Origin of the sequence: Brevibacterium sp. CFH 10365, assembly GCF_009299785.1 — a bacterium.
Lineage (GTDB): Bacteria > Actinomycetota > Actinomycetes > Actinomycetales > Brevibacteriaceae > Brevibacterium > Brevibacterium limosum.
The window spans coordinates 257453-274698 of sequence record NZ_VIGO01000006.1 but is presented as its reverse complement, the minus strand read 5'-3'; the positions used below and the strand labels follow the sequence as shown (position 1 = coordinate 274698).

Annotated in this window: 14 protein-coding genes and 1 pseudogene; 3 read left to right on the top strand and 12 right to left on the bottom strand. The window is 67.1% G+C overall.

Features of this window, described 5'->3' with window-relative positions; translation table 11 throughout:
• Nucleotides 1-107: 107 nt before the first annotated feature.
• Nucleotides 108-1754: a ribonuclease J gene (locus FHG09_RS14030; RefSeq protein WP_152348381.1), complete on the bottom strand. Its 1647-nt coding sequence runs from the start codon at nt 1752-1754 to the stop codon at nt 108-110.
• A gap of 34 nt (nt 1755-1788) precedes the next feature.
• Nucleotides 1789-2712: a 4-hydroxy-tetrahydrodipicolinate synthase gene (gene dapA / locus FHG09_RS14025; RefSeq protein ID WP_152348262.1), complete on the bottom strand. Its 924-nt coding sequence runs from the start codon at nt 2710-2712 to the stop codon at nt 1789-1791.
• Between the two features lie 207 nt (nt 2713-2919).
• Here dapA and FHG09_RS14020 point away from each other — a divergent pair, with 207 nt between their 5' ends.
• Together FHG09_RS14020 and FHG09_RS14015 are read left to right on the top strand one after the other, a co-directional pair.
• Nucleotides 2920-4227, top strand: coding sequence for an ATP-binding protein (locus tag FHG09_RS14020; protein ID WP_152348261.1), 1308 nt, complete (start codon nt 2920-2922; stop codon nt 4225-4227).
• Between the two features lie 186 nt (nt 4228-4413).
• Nucleotides 4414-5694: a heparan-alpha-glucosaminide N-acetyltransferase domain-containing protein gene (locus FHG09_RS14015; protein ID WP_152348260.1), complete on the top strand. Its 1281-nt coding sequence runs from the start codon at nt 4414-4416 to the stop codon at nt 5692-5694.
• On the opposite strand, the gene FHG09_RS14010 is transcribed toward FHG09_RS14015, so the two are convergent.
• The 8 genes from FHG09_RS14010 to FHG09_RS13975 all read right to left on the bottom strand — a co-directional run bounded on the left by FHG09_RS14010 (nt 5657) and on the right by FHG09_RS13975 (nt 14774).
• Entirely contained in the window at nt 5657-6115 is a 459-nt protein-coding gene (locus FHG09_RS14010; protein ID WP_152348259.1) for a tetratricopeptide repeat protein, read from the bottom strand. The genes FHG09_RS14015 and FHG09_RS14010 overlap by 38 nt on opposite strands.
• Complete coding sequence (gene dapB / locus FHG09_RS14005) at nt 6115-6861, bottom strand: 4-hydroxy-tetrahydrodipicolinate reductase (protein ID WP_152348258.1); 747 nt, start codon at nt 6859-6861, stop codon at nt 6115-6117. Before dapB ends, FHG09_RS14010 begins: the two co-directional genes overlap by 1 nt.
• A 202-nt stretch (nt 6862-7063) precedes the next feature.
• Nucleotides 7064-7624: a GNAT family N-acetyltransferase gene (locus FHG09_RS14000; RefSeq protein ID WP_152348257.1), complete on the bottom strand. Its 561-nt coding sequence runs from the start codon at nt 7622-7624 to the stop codon at nt 7064-7066.
• Nucleotides 7625-7750: 126 nt separating this feature from the next.
• Nucleotides 7751-8377: a superoxide dismutase gene (locus FHG09_RS13995; RefSeq protein WP_152348256.1), complete on the bottom strand. Its 627-nt coding sequence runs from the start codon at nt 8375-8377 to the stop codon at nt 7751-7753.
• 277 nt (nt 8378-8654) lie between these two features.
• Nucleotides 8655-9821, bottom strand: a complete 1167-nt coding sequence (locus tag FHG09_RS13990) for an acyl-CoA dehydrogenase family protein (RefSeq protein ID WP_152348255.1) — start codon at nt 9819-9821, stop codon at nt 8655-8657.
• A gap of 66 nt (nt 9822-9887) precedes the next feature.
• Entirely contained in the window at nt 9888-11525 is a 1638-nt protein-coding gene (locus tag FHG09_RS13985) for a thiamine pyrophosphate-dependent enzyme (RefSeq protein ID WP_227492772.1), read from the bottom strand.
• Between the two features lie 2 nt (nt 11526-11527).
• A complete protein-coding gene (locus FHG09_RS13980; RefSeq protein ID WP_152348253.1) occupies nt 11528-13585 on the bottom strand; it encodes an acetate--CoA ligase family protein in 2058 nt (685 codons plus the stop codon).
• A gap of 4 nt (nt 13586-13589) precedes the next feature.
• Entirely contained in the window at nt 13590-14774 is a 1185-nt protein-coding gene (locus FHG09_RS13975; protein ID WP_152348252.1) for a Glu/Leu/Phe/Val dehydrogenase dimerization domain-containing protein, read from the bottom strand.
• Between the two features lie 115 nt (nt 14775-14889).
• On the opposite strand from FHG09_RS13975, the pseudogene FHG09_RS13970 reads away from it, so the two are divergent.
• Nucleotides 14890-15183: pseudogene (locus FHG09_RS13970) on the top strand (SDR family oxidoreductase); the annotation flags it as partial.
• Between the two features lie 52 nt (nt 15184-15235).
• On the opposite strand, the gene FHG09_RS13965 reads toward FHG09_RS13970, so the two are convergent.
• A complete protein-coding gene (locus FHG09_RS13965) occupies nt 15236-15877 on the bottom strand; it encodes a TetR/AcrR family transcriptional regulator (protein ID WP_152348251.1) in 642 nt (213 codons plus the stop codon).
• A 69-nt stretch (nt 15878-15946) separates the two neighbouring features.
• Nucleotides 15947-17224 carry a M16 family metallopeptidase gene (locus FHG09_RS13960; protein ID WP_227492771.1) on the bottom strand — a complete coding sequence of 426 codons (1278 nt, stop codon included), beginning with the start codon at nt 17222-17224 and terminating at the stop codon, nt 15947-15949.
• Nucleotides 17225-17246: the final 22 nt, after the last annotated feature.

The window sequence follows — 17246 nt, the reverse complement described above, 5'->3', positions numbered from 1 at the left end:
GGTGCATGGACCAAGCTGCTGTCGGAAGACCGCGCTGTCGCGTCTGGCTGCGTGAGCGAGCGGTCGCTCGAGCGCGCGCCGGCACAGCCGCCTCAGACGGCGCGAACTCAGACGATGACGACCATGGGGACGATCATCGGCTTCCGGCGCAGCTTCGAGGACACCCAGCGGCCGATGGTGCGGCGCACCACCTGCTGGAGCTGGTACTGATCGGCAGTTCCGTCGCGCAGAGCATCCTCGACGGCCTTCTGGACCTTCGGCACGATCGTGTCGAAGACGTCGTCGGACTCGGCGACACCGCGGGCATGGATCTCGGGCCCGGCGATGAGGGACTTCGTCTGCGAATTCACGGCCATGAAGATCGTCACGAAGCCCTCACCGGACAGGACGAGACGATCCTTGAGGTCCGCCTCGGTGATCTCACCGACCGACGATCCGTCGACGAAGACGTAGTTGCAGTCGACGGCGCCGACGACCTCGGCGTGACCGTCCTTGAGGTCGACGACCCAGCCGTCATCAGCCAGGACGATGTCGTTCGGATCGACGCCGGTCGCCTCGGCGTGGCGGGCGTTGGCCAGCAGGTGACGCCATTCGCCGTGGACGGGCATGACGCCGCGGGGCTTGACGATGTTGTAGCAGTAGAGCAGCTCGCCGCCGGAGGCGTGGCCGGACACGTGGATCTTCGCATCGGCTTTCGAGATGACACGGGCGCCGAGCTTCATCAGGCCGTTGATGACCTTGAACACGGAGTTCTCGTTGCCGGGGATGAGCGAGGAGGCGAGGATGACGGTGTCGCCGTCGCCGACGTCGACGCGGTGGCTGCGGTTGGCCATCCGCGACAGGGCGGCCATCGGCTCTCCCTGGGAGCCGGTGCACATGAGGACGATCTGATCATCGGGGAAGTCGTCGACCTTCTTGATGTCGATGAGCGTCCCGGCCGGCACGTTGAGGTAGCCGAGGTCTTCGGCGATCTTCATATTGCGCACCATGGAGCGGCCGACGAGGGCCACCTTGCGGCCGTGGGCGGTGGCGGCGTTGAGCACCTGCTGCACGCGGTGGACGTGGGAGGAGAACGAGGCGACGATGATGCGGCGTTCGGCGGTGCCGAAGAGGTTCTCGAGCACCGGCCCGATGTCCTTCTCCAGCGCGGTGAAGCCGGGGACCTCGGCGTTCGTCGAGTCCGTCATGAACAGGTCGACGCCCTCCTCGCCGAGGCGGGCGAAGGCGCGCAGGTCGGTGATGCGACCGTCGAGCGGCAGCTGGTCCATCTTGAAGTCGCCGGTGTGGAGGATGTTTCCGGCGCCGGTGCGGATGAACACGGCCAGGGCATCGGGGATCGAGTGGTTGACGGCGACGAACTCGAGGTCGAAGGGACCGAGCTGATCGACATCGTCTTCCTTCACCACACGGGTGATGGGCTTGATCCGGTGCTCTTTGAGCTTGGCTTCGATGAGCGCGATCGTCAGCTGCGAGCCGAGGATCGGGATGTCGCCCTTGCGGCGCAGCAGATAGGGGACGGCGCCGATGTGGTCTTCGTGACCGTGGGTGAGCACGAGGCCGATGATGTCATCGAGGCGGTCGTCGAGGTAGGAGAAATCGGGGAGGATGAGGTCGACGCCGGGCTGATCCTCTTCGGGGAAGAGCACACCGCAGTCGACGATGAGGAGTTTGCCGTGGTATTCGAAGACGGTCATATTGCGCCCGACTTCGCCGAGCCCGCCGAGCGCGACGATGCGGACGGCTTCTCTGTCCATCTTCGGTGGGAGGGACAGTTCTTGTGTCAATGCATTATTCACTGAGGTAACCACTCCTGGTCAATTGGGCGGCGACGAACGCCATCTGCTCCTCATCAGCTGGGAGCAGCGGCATCCGCACGTCGCGGTTGTCGAGTATTCCTTGGGCCTGCAGAGCGGCCTTCGCCGAGATGACTCCCGGCATGTGGTTCATGAGCGCATCCACCACGTCCGCGGTGTCGCGGGAAAGGGTGCGTGCGGTGTTGAGGTCGTTGTTCGCCGCTGCGGCCACCATGGCTGCGAACCGGTCGGAGCAGACGTGCCCGGCCACGGACACGAGTCCGAGTGCGCCGAGGGACAGCAGCGGCAGGTTGAGGGCGTCTTCGCCGGAGTAGTACACGAGCGAGGAGTTGTTCATCACGAACGAGGAGGCGAAGAGGTCGCCCTTGGCGTCCTTGACCGCGAGGATGTTCGGGTGGTCGGACAGTCGCAGCAGGGTGTCCGTGATGATCGGGGCACCGGCTCGGCCGGGAATGTCATAGAGCATGACCGGCAGGTCGGTGGAGTCGGCGGCCGCACGCATATGCGCTTCGATCGCCGGCTGGGTCGGCTTCGAGTAGTACGGGGTGACGAGCAGGATCCCGTCGGCGCCCGCATCGGCCGATCGGCGGGAGAGGTCGATGGTGTGCGCGGTGACGTTGTTGCCGGTGCCGGCGATGATCTTCGCCCGCTTGCCGATGACACCGCGGACGACGCGGATGAGTTCGACCTTCTCGTCGTCGGTCGTCGTCGGAGATTCGCCGGTGGTGCCGGAGACGACGAGCATGTCGTTGCCGAGCTCGACGAGGTGGTTCGCCACCTTCTCCACGGACGCATAGTCGATGCTGCCGTCGCGCTTGAATGGGGTCACCATTGCAGTGCCGACGGAACCGAACGCGTCAATGGCAGTCGCTGCTGCCTGGTCACCGAGAATCGCCATAGTTCCAGGATACCGCCCACCTCCTCCCATGAGTGCAGTGGTCCACCCGCGTTGCGGGTGTCATTCGCCTCGTCGGTCCCTCGCCGAGGCGGCCCGGCCGTCCGTGGGCACGCCGCAGAGCGCGCATGGTGAGAGACAGATCACGACCGGTGGGCGGAGATCGTCTACGCTTGGACCCTGCCCGCCACCGAAACAAAGGAGTTTTCGATGACCCGCACCCGCATCCGCGATTTCCATGATGATGATCTCGACGGAATCATCCGTCTCTTCGAGGCCGCCGTTCCCGAGTCTGCGACGACCGCTCCCCCGCTCTATCCGCTCTCCGAGGTGCTCGCCACCTGCCAGCGCAATCAGGCCGTCGTCGCCGTCCGCGATGAGGAGGTCGTCGGCGCCGCCGTCGGCCGTGCCGCCCACGGACAGGGGGTGCTCGTGTTCTTCCATGTCCTCGAAACCGTGCGGAAGCAGGGCACCCGCGCCGAGGCGGGGCTGCTCGATGCGCTCGAACGTCGTCTCATGCCGCTGGGCTTGGGCAAACTGTCGATGCTCATTCCCGCCGGGACCTCGGCGTGCGATGGCCTGGTGGCCAACGGCTTCGAGACCCGTTCGGGGTTGAAGTACGTCGAACGGCACCTGCCCGTCCAACGTCGTGAGCTCGACCGGCTCAAGGCGGTGGGCGGACGGATTCTGCCCCGCCACCTCTGGGACGGGGTCAGTGGGATGCAGGAGGAGAAGGACATGCTCGAGGACCGCCTCGTCGTGCCTTTGGCCGAACCGGATCTCGCCGATCATTTCGGGGTGGTGCCACCTCGGGCGGTGATGCTCTTCGGTCCTCCGGGGACGGGGAAGACGACGTTCGCGAAGGCGGTGGCTTCGCGGCTGGACTGGCCGTTCGTCGAGGTGTTCCCCTCGCGCCTGTCGGGTGAGCCCGGTGGTGTGGCCGCGGGTCTGCGGACGACGTTCGAGCAGATCAACGAGCTCGAGCATGCCGTGGTGTTCATCGATGAGGTCGAGGAGATCGCGTCGAAGCGCGGGGGTGAGCCGCCGTCGCCGACGCAGGGGGTGACGAACGAGCTGCTCAAGCAGGTCGGTCAGTTCCGGGACCGCGAGGGCAGGCTGCTCATCTGTGCGACGAACTTCGTCCGGGCGCTCGATGCGGCGTTCCTGCGGCATGGGCGTTTCGACTATGTCATACCGATCGGTCTGCCCGATGCCACCGCCAGGGAGGCGATCTGGTCGCGCTACATCCCCGAGCACACGATTTCCGGAGTCGATCTCGCCGTCCTCGTCGATGCCAGTGATGGGCTGACTCCGGCAGATATCGAATATGCGGCCAGGCGTGCCTCGCAGGAGGCTCTGGCGTCGTCGCTGCGGCAGCAGCAGGTCGACATCTCCTCCCGCACGGAAGTGCTCTCGACCGATGACTACCTCGAGGCGCTGCGGGCGACGAGGGCGACCGTGTCCGAGGAGACGGCCCGGGAATTCGGTGAGGACGTGGACACGATCGCGCGTCTGTGACCGGGGCCGGGCTGTCACTGGGCCAGGCTGTGACCGGCTGTGACCAGATCGGATTCCTCGGATCCGCACTCGTCGCGCCGGTGACGAGTTCGATCCAGACCCGCGACCGCTGCCCGTGGCTGCCGACCTCGCGGACGGCCGGGCCCCGCGGGCCCGATTGCCGCGAAGTCGTGTGAGAATCGTTCCATGAGCTCTCACCCGGCGGACTCCCACCGAGCGCACGACGCGAACTCCACGGCCACCTCGGCGAGGGTGGTCCGTCGACTCAGCCCCGACGGTCGCCTCATCGGGCTCGACGTCGCCCGCGGGATCGCCCTGCTGGCGATGATGGTCACGCACATCTTCGCGCTCGGCGACGAGACGGGGATGCCGACGTGGGCGGCGGTCTTCGCCGGGCGGGCCTCGGCACTGTTCGCGGTCCTCGCCGGCTGTTCGCTGGTGCTGTCGACCCGGTCCCGGATGGCGGGGTCGGGGAGGTTGCGCGATGCGGCGCCGAGCGTGCTCATCCGGGCGGCAGCCATCGTCCTCATCGGACTGTGCCTGGGGTCGATCTCCGGACTGCTCGCGGTCATCCTCGTCAACTACGGGATCATGTTCGCTCTCGCCCTGTTCTTCCTGCGGCTGCGGGCCGGTGCGCTGTTCGCGATCGCCGGGGTCTGGATGGTGGTCTCCCCCGTGGTGTCGATGTGGGTGCGCTCGACGCTCCTCCTCGAACCGAGCTACCTGCCGATGGGGTTCTTCGACCTGGCGACGCCGTCGACGATGCTCACCGACCTCTTCCTCACCGGCTATTACCCGGTGCTGCAGTGGCTGTCCTATATTCTGCTGGGCATGGCCGTGGCGAAGCTCGACATCGGCCGCCACCTGCTCGCACTGTTCACGGCCGGTCTCGGACTCTTCGTCCTCGGCCGCGGTGCGTCGTGGATTCTGCTCAATGTCTTCGGCGGTGATGCCGCCCTCGTGGCCGACTCACAGATGTGGGGCACGGATCTCACTGCGGCGCTGTTCACCGGCAGCTACGGGGTGACGCCGGCGACGTCGTGGTGGTGGTTGGCGATCGCCGGTCCGCATTCGGGCACGCCGTTCGATCTGCTCTCCACGGGCGGGACAGCCGTGATGACCATCGCTGCCTGCCAAGCCGCGGCGGTGCTGCTGGACCGTCGGTCGTGGGTGCTCGCGCCGCTGTCGGCACCGGGATCGATGCCGCTGAGCGTGTATTCGGCACACGTCGTGCTGTTGGAGATCACGCGACGCCAGGTCGTGGGCAATCCGCTGGAGGAGTCCGCAACGACGGGCGAGCAGACCCTCGAGTTCGTCATCCACGCGCTCACGTTCGTGCTGCTGCCTCTGGTGTGGAAACTCGCCGTCAGCTCACGCGGGCCGCTGGAAGGCGGGATCGCCGCGCTCGTCCGGGCGGCGTCGCCGGGGCCTAAGCGCCCTGCTTCTGACCTTCCCGGAAGAGGCTGATCGACTTGCGCATCGTGGCGCGAGCCCGTTTGCGGTCTCCGCTGGCGTCGTAGGCACAGGAGAGCCGGAACCAGGACCGCCAGTCCTCAGGAGCGGCCTCGGCTTCGGCTTGGTATTTCACGAATTCCTTGTCGGCGGCTTCGCGGATGATCTTCCCGCCCGGCGTCCTGGGCAGGTCGTCGACAGGCAGGCCGCCCTCGGCGCCGAGGATGCGTGCGAGCTTCTCGGTGCGCGCTCCGAAGACGAGCTCGACGATGAGCGTCCAGGCGCCGATGATGGGCAGGACGAACAGGGCGATGCCCATGACCTTGGGGATCATGGCGGGTTCACGCACGAGGATCCACGCCCGCTGTCCCATGAGGACGAAGTAGAAGACGAGGACGACGGAGACGATGATCGCCCCGATCTTGGCCTTCGACATCAGAGGTCGAGCATGTTCTCGAGGCCGTGGATGAGCCCCGTGCAGTCGGCGATCGAACGCACCGCGGTGACGATGCCGGGCATGAACGCCGAGGTGGAGTGCGAGTCCGTGCGGATGGTCAGGGCCTCGCCGTCGGAGCCGAAGAGGATCTCCTCGTGGGCGTTCATGCCCTGCTGGCGGATGGCGTGGACGTGGATGCCGTCGATGACGGCACCACGGGCACCGTGCGGATCGGCCTCGGTCGAGTCGGGTACGGCGGGCAGTCCGGCGGCGTTGCGGGCTGCGGCGATGCGCTGGGCCGTGTGGTTCGCGGTGCCCGACGGGGCGTCGAGTTTGCGGGTGTGGTGGATTTCGACGACCTCGGCGGAGTCGAAGTAGGGGGCGGCGAGTTCGGCGAAGCGCATGGCCAGGACGGCGCCGATCGAGAAGTTCGGGGCGATGAGCACCGCGGTCTGCGGGTGGTCCTGCAGTGTGGCGTCGAGCCGAGACAGGCGGTCATTGTCCCAGCCGGTGGTGCCGACGACGGTGTCGATGCCGTGCTCGACGAGGAAGGTGACGTTGTCCTCGGTGGACTTCGGCACGGTGAGCTCGACGGCGACGTCGATGTCCTTCTCGAGCAGGGTCTCCAGAGAATCGCTGCTGACGAGCGCGGCGACGAGTTCGAGCCCTTCGGCGTGGTTGATCGCATCGACGGCGTGGGATCCCATCCGGCCCTTGGCTCCGATGACGGCTACGCGAATGCTCATGTGTCTGGTCTCCTTATGTGACGATCCCGGCGAGGTGTGACGATCCCTGCGATCTCCGCCAGCCAGTCTAGCGACTCCACCGTCGCTCCCCCGCATCCGGTGACCATCCGAACACTCCCTCTTACTACCTGACGGCGGCCCAGCAACCTCGCGCGAGGTTGCTGGGCCCCCGTCAGGTAGTTCTGGAGGGGCGGGAACGGAGTCAGCGCGATGCGGTGATCGGTATTCGCGGTCCGCTGTGCCGCGGATCTCCAGTGAGTCTGGCGCAGACCTCCGTGTCATAGCGGATGCCGTCGTAGAGCAGCTTCTCTCGCTCGCGACCCTCGACGAGGAATCCGGCGTTCCTGGCCACGGCGGCTGATGCCGGATTGTTCACCCTGCAGCCGAGTTCGAGCCGGTAGATTCCGAGTTCGTCGTGGAGGAGATCGACGAGGCTGCGCAGCCCCGCCGACACCAGTCCTTGGCCTCTGGCTTCGGCCACGGACCAGTAGGAGACCCATGCGCTCGAGTGCCTGTGCTCAATTCCCGAGGCCATGACATTGCCGAGGATTCGTCGGTCCGACCCGTCACCGGGGCCGACGATCACACGAGCGCAGAGGTCCCCGACCGCCTCGGCGCCGGTGACGGTCTCAATCCATGCCCGGGCACCGTCGATCGTGCGGTCGTCGGGGATGTTGCTCAGCAGAGCGCCATCGGCCTGCTCATACACCGCACCCAACATCTCGGCGTCCTCTGACTGCCAGGGTCTGAGAATTGCGCTCATTCGTCCACCCTATCCGCAGCTGCCGGCCCGCCTGCCTGTGCCCGTTTCGCACCCCCACACACCTGACGGCGGCCCAGCAACCTCGCGCGAGGTTGCTGGGCCGCCGTCAGGTAGCAATTAGGGGTCTCAGCCGAGGAGGAGGCCCTTCGTCTGAGCGACTGCGCGGTCGAAGCGTGCGCCGGCGTCGGCCCAGTTCACGATGTTCCACCAAGCCTTGACGTAGTCGGGCTTGACGTTCTGGTAGTCGAGGTAGAAGGCGTGCTCCCACATGTCGAGCTGCAGAACCGGGGTGCCGCCGAGCTGGATGTCGGACTGCTGGTCCTTGAGCTGCTCGATGAAGAGGTTTCCGCCGAGCTGGTCGTAGACGAGGACGGCCCAGCCGGAGCCCTGGATCGTGGTGGCTGCGGTGGTGAAGTGCTCGCGGAACTTGTCGAAGGAACCGAACTGGTCATCGATGGCTGCGGCGAGTTCACCGACCGGCTTGTCTCCACCGTCCGGGGACATGTTGTTCCAGAAGATCGAGTGGTTGACGTGTCCGCCGAGGTTGAACGCGAGGTCACGAGTCAGCTTCGGCACGTTGGCGAGGTTGCCGGATTCGCGGGCTTCGGCCAGCTGCTCAATGGCGGTGTTGGCGCCCTTGACGTAGGTGGCGTGGTGCTTGTCGTGGTGCAGCTCCATGATGCGAGCCGAGATATGCGGCTCAAGAGCGGAGTAGTCGTAGGGCAGTTCCGGAAGTGTGTACTGCTCAGCCATGAGATTCCTCCTGATCAGATTTGATGACCACCACATCGGTGGCTTCATTTCGACCCTATCCCAGGGTCTCATCTCGGACAACAAGGGGTTCGCGGGTCCTATTCCATTTTCTGTGAAAAGAAGGTCGAACCTGAACTGTCCCGTTGTGCGAGCAGCATCGGTCTCCTCACGCCGACTCCGCACACAGACCGCGCCGCCACCGCACGCAGACCGCGCCGGCTCCGCACGCAGAGCACGCACCGCACGCAGAGCACACAGCGCGCAGTCTGCTCCCCGTTCACCCGAGGTTGCGGGAGATGAGCAGCCGCATGATGTCCGAGGTGCCCTCCTCGATCTCCTCCAGCTTGGCATCGCGCATCCACTGCTCGACCGGATGCTCCCGCGAGTACCCCCATCCGCCGAGGGTCTGCACGGCCGCCCAGGTGCAGAACATCGCCGTCTCCGAGGCGCCCAGCTTCGCCATCGCCGCCGTCGACGTCACCTTCTGCCGACCCACGGCATCACCGGCGTCGAGCATCCGCGCGGCGTTGAGCACCTGCAGCCACGCGGCATCGATCCGCGCCGACATGTCCGCCAGCCGGAACGCCACGGCCTGATGATCGATGAGCTTCGTGCCGAACTGCGTGCGCTCCCGCGCGTAGTCACGCGCATATTCGAAGGCCGCCCGTGCCGTGCCGAGCGCCGCGGCCCCGAGCACCACCCGTGAGATGTCGAAGGTGCGCATGAGCCCGTAGAAGCCCTCCCCTTCCTCGCCGAGGCGGCCCGAGACCGGTACGAATGCGTCGGAGAGGAAGATCTCCCGACACACGATGGCCCGCTGCCCCATCTTCTTCATCGGCGCCCCGAACTCCATCCCCTCGGTCTCCCGGGGAAGAAGGAACGCACTGATCCCGCGCGAGCGCTGACTCGGGTCGGTCTTGGCGAAGACGACGTAGAAGTCGGCGAGTCCTGCGTTGGAGATCCAGGCTTTCTGCCCGTTGAGCACGTACCCGCCCTCGACGGCATCCGCACGGGTGATGATCGAGGCCGAGTCCGATCCGGAGCCGGGTTCCGTCGTCGCCAGCGCCGTGATCTTCGGGTCGGCACCTGTGAGCGGGCGCAGCCACTCCTCCTTCTGCTCCGACGTGCCCAAAGCGAGGATCGGGTCGGTGAAGAACCCGTTCGAGCACACGAAGTTCCCGATGCCCGGGTCCCCGAAGCACAGCTGCTCCTGGACGAGGCATTGGGTGAAGACATCGGTGAGTCCGCCGCCGCCGAACTCCTCGGGAATCATGAAGTCGGTGATCCCGAGCTTCGCGGCGGCCGTGAAGATGTCGACTGGCGATTCGGTGTCGGCTTCGTCGACGCGGCGTCCTGCCGGCCGGATCGTGTCATGAGCGAATCCGCGCACGAGGTCGAGGATGTCGTGCTGCTCATCGGTCAGCGGCCAAGGTGTGTAGCTCATCAGTTCTCCTTCGAAATGTGTGTGGAGGTCGGGTGCCCCCTTGCGCCCGACCGGCGGTCGGAGGTCTCAGCCGCCGAGCATGTCCGCTCCGGCTCGGGACTCCTCGGTGATGTGGATGAGCGTCGGACCCGTCGAATCCTCCGCCTCGGTGAGTGCCGCCACCAGCGCGTCTTCACCGTCGACGTGGACCCCGCGTGCCCCCATCGCCTGCGCGAGTGCCGGGAAGTCCGGTCCGGTCAGCTTCACCCCTGACGGGGTGTCCCCGCGGTCTTCCATCTCGTTGCGGATCTCCCCGTACCCGCCGTTGTCGATGATGATGAGGCTCAGCCGCACCCGTGCCTGCACGGCTGCGGCGAGTTCGGCGATCGTGAACATCGATCCTCCGTCGCCTTCGACCGCGACGACCCTGGCCTGAGGCGATGCGAGTTTCGCGCCGATTCCGGCGGGCAGTCCGAAGCCGAGCGTTCCCGCCCCGGCCGGGTAGAGGAACCGGTCCCCTGGGCGCGCCTTCCACCCGGTCTGCACCCCGTAGTAGCAGGCCATCGTCGAATCCGCCGCCACGATGAGCGGCGAGTCGTCGGCCTCCGCGAACGTCGTGAGTGCGGCCGAGAGTTCGGCCCAGGGTCGACCGTCGGATTCCATCGCCGAGGCGGCCCTGTCCTTCCAGCCGGCCGTCCAGTCCCGTGCGGCGGCAGTCGCGGACTCCGTCCGCAGCGCGGCCACCCGTTCGCCCAGCGCCGCGGTCGCAGGCCGCGCGCCGGCGAGGATCGGATGGGTGACGGCCGCGTTCGTGAGCATCTGCACCTCATCGATGTCGATGCGCACCACGGTGTCGGGCAGCGGCAGGGGCTCCGGCCAGAAGTCGCTGGGCGCCAGTTCCGTACCGATCGCGATGACCGCATCGGCATCGCCCGTGAGTTCCGGGAGCAGTTCGAGGACCCCGACCGCACCGATGGTGGACTCGGCGCGGTCGTCGATGAGCCCCTTCGCGTTCGACGACAGGATGATCCCGGCACCGAGGCTCACCGCCAGCGCGGCGATCTCCTGACCTGCCCCGTGCGCACCGGCGCCGGTGATGATGAGCGGGCGCTGGGAGCCGGCGATCGCCTCGGCGGCGGTGTCGATCTGTGAGGGCACTGGGACCGGCAGGGCCCGGGTCACGGACGGATGGAGCTGCCCGGGACCGGTGGTTTCGATGAGGTCGAGCGGGATCTCTATGGCGGCCGGTCGCGTCCGGCCCGAGCGCATCGCCGACAGTGTCTGCCCCACGGCCAGGGGCACCTCGCCGGGGCTCGTGACCCGCGTGACCTCGGTGAGGACGGCGGACAGGGCCGCGGACTGGTGGCGCACCTCATGCAGGAGTCCGTTGCCGCGGCCGGGGTGGGTCAGCGGCATGCCCGGGGTGATGAGGAGGACCGGAACGGAGTCGGTGAAGGACTGCAGCAGGGCGGTGAGCGCGTTGAGCGCGGCCGGCCCCGTGGTCGTGACGATGACCTGCACCTCGCCGGTGACGCGGGCGGCGCCGTCGGCCATGTAGCCCGCGCCCTGTTCGTGGCGGGGTGAGACGATGTCGATGCCTGCGGCGCTCAGCTGTGCGAAGATTTCGAGGTTGTGGGTGCCGGGGATCCCGAAGACTCGGGTGATCCCCTCGGCTTCGAGTGCCCGAGCCAGGTGTGCGCCGCCGGTGATGTCCGTCTGTTCCATTCTCATTCCTCGCTGTTCGGGTTCTCTGTGGTCACGACGAGCGCGTCGACGGCCAGGGCGCCGTCCGGGGCGACGCGGACCGGGTTGATTTCGATCTCGGCGATGTCGTTGCTGCTGGCGACGAGCCGTGAGACGGCGACGATGACCTCGGCGAGGCCGTCGATTTCGGCGGCGGGACGGCCCCGCCATCCGGTGAGCAGTCGCGAGCAGCTCAGCCGCGAGATCATGCCCAGGGCCTCGGTGTGGGAGACCGGGGCGAGTTCGAGCCAGGTATCGGCGAAGAGTTCGGTCTCCGTGCCGCCGGCGGCCACGACGACGAGCGGCCCGAAGTTCTCATCCTGGCGACCCCCGACGAGGATCTCGACGACGTGCTCGCGCGTGTCCATCTCCTCGAGGATGTACTCACCCTCGCCGAGGCGGCCCACCATGTCCGCATACGCCGTTTCGACCGCGGGCAGATCGTTCAGACCCAGGGCGATGCCCCCGACTTCGGTCTTGTGCGCCGGCCATCCGGCCTTGAGCGCAAACGGCGGTCTGAGTTCAGAGTCCGGGACCGCCTCGGCGGGTTCACGGGACTCCCCCAGGCTCACGTTTCCCAAGGTCACGGCGGCGGGAACGGGAACTCCGGCGTCCTCGATCACGGCTCGGGCGGCTGCGTATCCGGTGCCCCACGGGGTGACGGGGCCGGTGAGGTCGAGGGATTCGGTGAGTCGTCCGGAGTGGGCGGCGTAGAAGCCGGCGCGGGCGAGCACGCGCATGGCCGCCTCGATGGAGGTGTAGGCGGGGATGCCGAGTTCCCAGAGCCGGGTGATGGCGGGCGAGGATGCGCTCATCGAGTGGACGATGACGGGTTTCTTCGCCTCGACGACGAGCTCACCCAATCGGTCGACGACGGACAGCTCACGGTCAAGGAGGTCGGGGATGTCCTCGCCGTAGCAGCCGAAGTATCCGGTCAGGACGACGGCGTCGATGTCCGAGTCGGCCAGCAGCACCTCGGCGAGGTCGGCGTAGACGTCGAGATCTTTCTCCCCTGCTCCGTCGAGGTCGATGGGGTTGTCGAGGTGGTCGGCGTCGGTGAGGACACCGGCGACACGATCACGAGTGGTCGGTGTCAGCTCGGTGACATGCAGGTCCCAGCTCTCGGCCGTGTCGGCAGCGATCGCTCCCTGCCCGCCCGAGTCGGAGAGCACACCGATGCGACGGCCGTTCGGCAGCCAGGCAGAGGCGAAGAAGCCGGCGAGTTCGACGAGCTGGCCGGGGGTGGTCAGGCGGATGGCGCCGGCGGCCCGGCAGGCGGCATCGACGGTGTCCATTGCCGAGGTCATCGATCCGGTGTGGGATTTCGCGAGCCGGGCACCGGCACTCGAGGATCCGGTGGTCAGGATCATCGTCGGCTTCCCGGCGGCGCGCAGCGCCTTGAGCGCTGAGACGAGGGCGGCGCCACCGGTGAAGGACTCGAGGTAGAGCGCGACCTGGGCAGTCGCGGGGTCGTCGACGAGGGTGGTGAGCACCTCGGCGGCGCGGACGTCGGACTGTCCGCCGATCGAGGCGAACCGGGAGATGCCGAGTCCGCTGCGGGCCGAGAGGGTGGCGATCTCCGTGCCGAGCTGCCCGCTCTGGGTGACCACGGCCAGGCTTCCCGGGGTGAAGTTGCCCCAGGCCAGGAGCAGGTCGGTGCGTGAGTCGACGAGGCCCAAGGAATTCGGGCCGATGAGGCGGCCTCCGGCTTCACGGATCGTGGCAGCCAGCGCGTCGGCGTCGGGCACGCGGGCGGAGATGATGAGGAAGGCGCGCACTCCGTTCTCGAGGGCCTCGGCGACGACTCCCGCGACGGTGGGACCGGGCACGGAGATGACGAGCAGCTCTGGGGTCTCCGGCAGGTCTCCCAGACGGGCGAACGTCGGCCGGCCCTGGATCGACGCGGCTTTCGCGTTGATGAGATAGACGCGGCGTCGCTCGGCTCCGCGCAGGGCTCCGGCCGCGAGCCAGAATCCCCATTTGCTGGAATCATTCGATGCTCCGAGGACGGCCACACTGCCGGGGTCGAAGAACGCATCCATGTCGCTAGCTTTCCGACGCCGAGGCGGGAGCGGCGGTGCGATCGGCGAGGTGGTCGAGGTTCGCATCGACCTTCGCCTGCGCTGCCGCACGGGGGCTGATGCCCTGGTCACGGGCGGCGGTGAGGACTTCGGTGGTGAGTTCGCGCAGAGTCGTCGTGACGATGGTGCGGCTGTCGTCCCAGCTGCCGTCGACGTCGCCGAAGGTCACCCACCACCACCAGGCGTTCGTCGCCGAGTTCGCGAGGAAGTCCGGGACGACGGTGACCCCGCGGGCCAGCAGACGTTCTTCGGCTGTGGGCACAACGGGCATGTTCGCGGCTTCGACGATGAGTGAGGCTTGGATGCGGTCGCAGTTGTCCGGGGTGATCGAGTAGCTGACGGCGGCGGGGACGAGGACGTCGGCGTCGGCGGCGAGCCAGTCGTCGCGGTCGCCGTCGTGGTCATCCGGACGCAGAGAGGCCCGGTCGATTCCGCCGAAGGGATCACGGGTCGTCAGCAGGGCTTCGACGTCGAGCCCGGCGGGGTTGGTCACGAACCCGTCGGCGTCGGCGATGCCGACGATCCGCAGTCCCGCCTCGGCGAGGTAGCGGGCGGTCGCTCCGCCCATGGACCCGAAGCCCTGGATGACAGCAGTGGACTCGCTGGGTTCGCGTCCGGCTTCGTCGAGGGCGGCGAGCACCGAGGTGGCCACGCCGAGTCCGCCGACGAGTTCGTCCTGGGCGATGCCGTCGACAACGGCGGAGAAGGCCGTTTCGGCTCGTGCGTCGACGGCGGACGGATCGTCGACGAGTTTCGCCACGGCCGAGAGTCCGGAACCGAGTTCGCGGCGGGCGAGGATCTCGTCGATATCGTCCTGGCGGACACCGAGGTCCTCGCCGAGGGCCCAGTAGGCGTGCATGATCGGGTTGATGTCGGCGAGGAACCGTTCGAGGACGTCCTTGGCCCCCGGGGCCCGGGGATCGAAGTCGATGCCGCCCTTGGCTCCGCCGACCGGAACGTAGTGACGGCCCTCGCGCAGGTGGATGGCTTCCTTGCGGGTCATGCCCTGGGCGAGTCCGCGGACTTCCTCGAGGGTGCAGCCTCTGCGCATGCGCAGCCCTCCCGAGGCGGTTCCGCGCACGAGGGTGTCGATGACGACATAGCCTGCCGCGCCGGTGACAGGGTCCTGCCACGTGATGTCCATGAACATGGAGCCTCCAGGAAAGAATCGGGAGCGGAGTGCATCAGGCCATTACTGAATCGCGATTCAGTAACGTGCATTTCCAGTCTGCCGGGGTCAGGCCACCGCGTCAAGGGCGTTAGGATCGAGCCATGCGCACGGTGAAGAGTCCGGGATCCTCGACACCACCGCCGAGAGCTTTGACCGCCACATGGCAGTGAACACTCGCGCATCACTGATCCTCATCGCGGCATTCGCGCGGCAGATCGGCGAGGAGGGCGGAGCCATCGTCGCGTTCACCAGCGATCATGTCACCGGCAATCTGTCCTACGGCGCGTCGAAGGGCGCACTCGATCGCATTGTCATCTCAGCTGCCCGGGAACTCGGTCCGAAGAAGATCTCTGCGAACGTCGTCAATCCCGGTCCGATCGATACGGGCTAGATGGACGAGGAGACGAGGATCGGGCTGGTGATCGACCCAACAATCGCGCTCAACCGAGTTCGTGGGCGAGGAAGTCGTCAACCCAGGTCGCCAGCACGTCGGCATCGACGGCGGCGGGATTGACCACCACCTGGATCGCCAGGCCGTCGAGGAAGGCGAGGATCCGAGTCGCACAGGCTTCGGTGCCGCCCTCCGGGGCAGAGCACTCCCCAGCCGCGATGGCTTCATCCATGAGCCCGACGAGGATCGCCTTCCACTCCTGATCGAGACCGGCGAACGTGGACTTCAGGCCCGCATCGAAGAGCCCGGCCGCCCAGCCGTCGATCCAGATCTTCCAGCTGCGCGAGGACCCGCTGGGCATGTACCAGCCGATGACCTCCCGCAGACGCTGGCGCGCGGCAGCTGATCCGGGAGCCGACGCCGACCTGCCGGTGGAGGCGGCATCCCCTGCGGCATGCCCGTCCGCAGCGAGCTCACGCGCATGGTCGATGTCCTGGCGACCGGCGAAGTCGAAAGCTTCGGCGACGAGCGCTTCCTTCGTCTCGAAGTGGTAGATGACGAGGCTCGCGCTCAAACTCAGACGTGCCGCGACGTCGGAGACGCGCAGAGTGCGCAGGCCGGAGGATTCGATCTCCTCGACCGTAGCCGCGAGGATCTCCTCCCGGCGTACGGCTGCGCTCTTCCTCGACATCTCACCGTCTCCCTTCAGATTCCTGCCGACCGGCAGCCCACGGCCACAGCCCTGACCCCACGGACGCGGTCAGGGCAGTTCGACCTCGGCGGCGGGGCCGACCAAGGCCAGTGCCTTGGGCCGAGACAACAGGCGCCCGGCCATCTCGCTGACGTCCTCGGCTGTGACCGAACGGACGCGTTCGATGAGATCCATCGGCGATTCGAGCGGCAGACCGAAGATCTCGGACCGGGCGAGGCGGTTCATGCGCGCCGCCGACGATTCGAGTCCGAGCACCATCGACCCCGACAGCTGGGAGACGATCTCGTCGAGTTCGAACCGGCTCGGCGCCTCCTGCGCCAAACGGTCCCATTCGTTCAAGGCCAGATCGACGACGGCCTGAGCGTTCTCGGCGGTGCAGCCGGCGTAGATTCCGAAAGTCCCCGTGTCAGTGAATTGGCTGGCCACACAGTTCACGGCATAGGCCAGCCCACGCTCCTCGCGCACGCTCTGGAACAGTCGCGAGGACATTCCGCCGCCGAGCATCGTGAGCATGACCGAGTAGATGAACCGGTCGTCGTGGCCTTCTTCCAGGCCTTCGCAGCCGAGCATGATGCCCAGCTGTTCGATGTCCTTGACGGTGTGCGACTGTCCGGATTGGAACTGCGGACGCACTCGGGGCGCACCGGCCAGGTGCGCTCCCTTCTCCACCGAGCCCGCACCGTGAGCACCGTTCTCCGCACCCGACCACACATCGGCACGGGACCCGAGCCCCGCCTCGGCGAGGGCGTCCTCAACCATAGCGAGGACTTCCTCATGGGTCGCCCCACCCGCGGCAGCGATGACCAGACGAGGCGGAATATAAGTCGACTGGTAGTGGTCGATGACCGTGTGATGGCCGAGCACACGGATCTGGTCCTTCGTCGCACCCACGGGCCGAGCCAGCGAATGCGAGCCGAATACCAGGGAGTCGAAGTCGTCGAAGAGGACGTCCCCGGGATCATCGGCGGACATCGCGAGCTCTTCGATGATGACTCCGCGCTCGCGCTCGAACTCCTCGTTCTCGAGCTGGGCGTTCGACACCATATCGACGAGCAGCGCCGTGATGTCCGGCAGATCCGTCACCAGACACCTGGAGTAATAGCAGGTGAGCTCCTTCGCGGTGATCGCGTTCGAGTCCCCGCCCGTGCGGTCGAAGGCCGCGGCGATGGTCTTCGCGTCGCGGGTGCCGGTGCCCTTGAACAGCATGTGTTCGAGGAAATGCGTCGACCCGGCGGTCTCGGCGGATTCGTCGCGGGACCCGGCGGCGACCCAGATGCCGATGGTCTCCGAGGCCAGGCCCGGCATGTGTTCGGTGGTCAGCGTCAAACCACCGGGGAGGACAGACCGA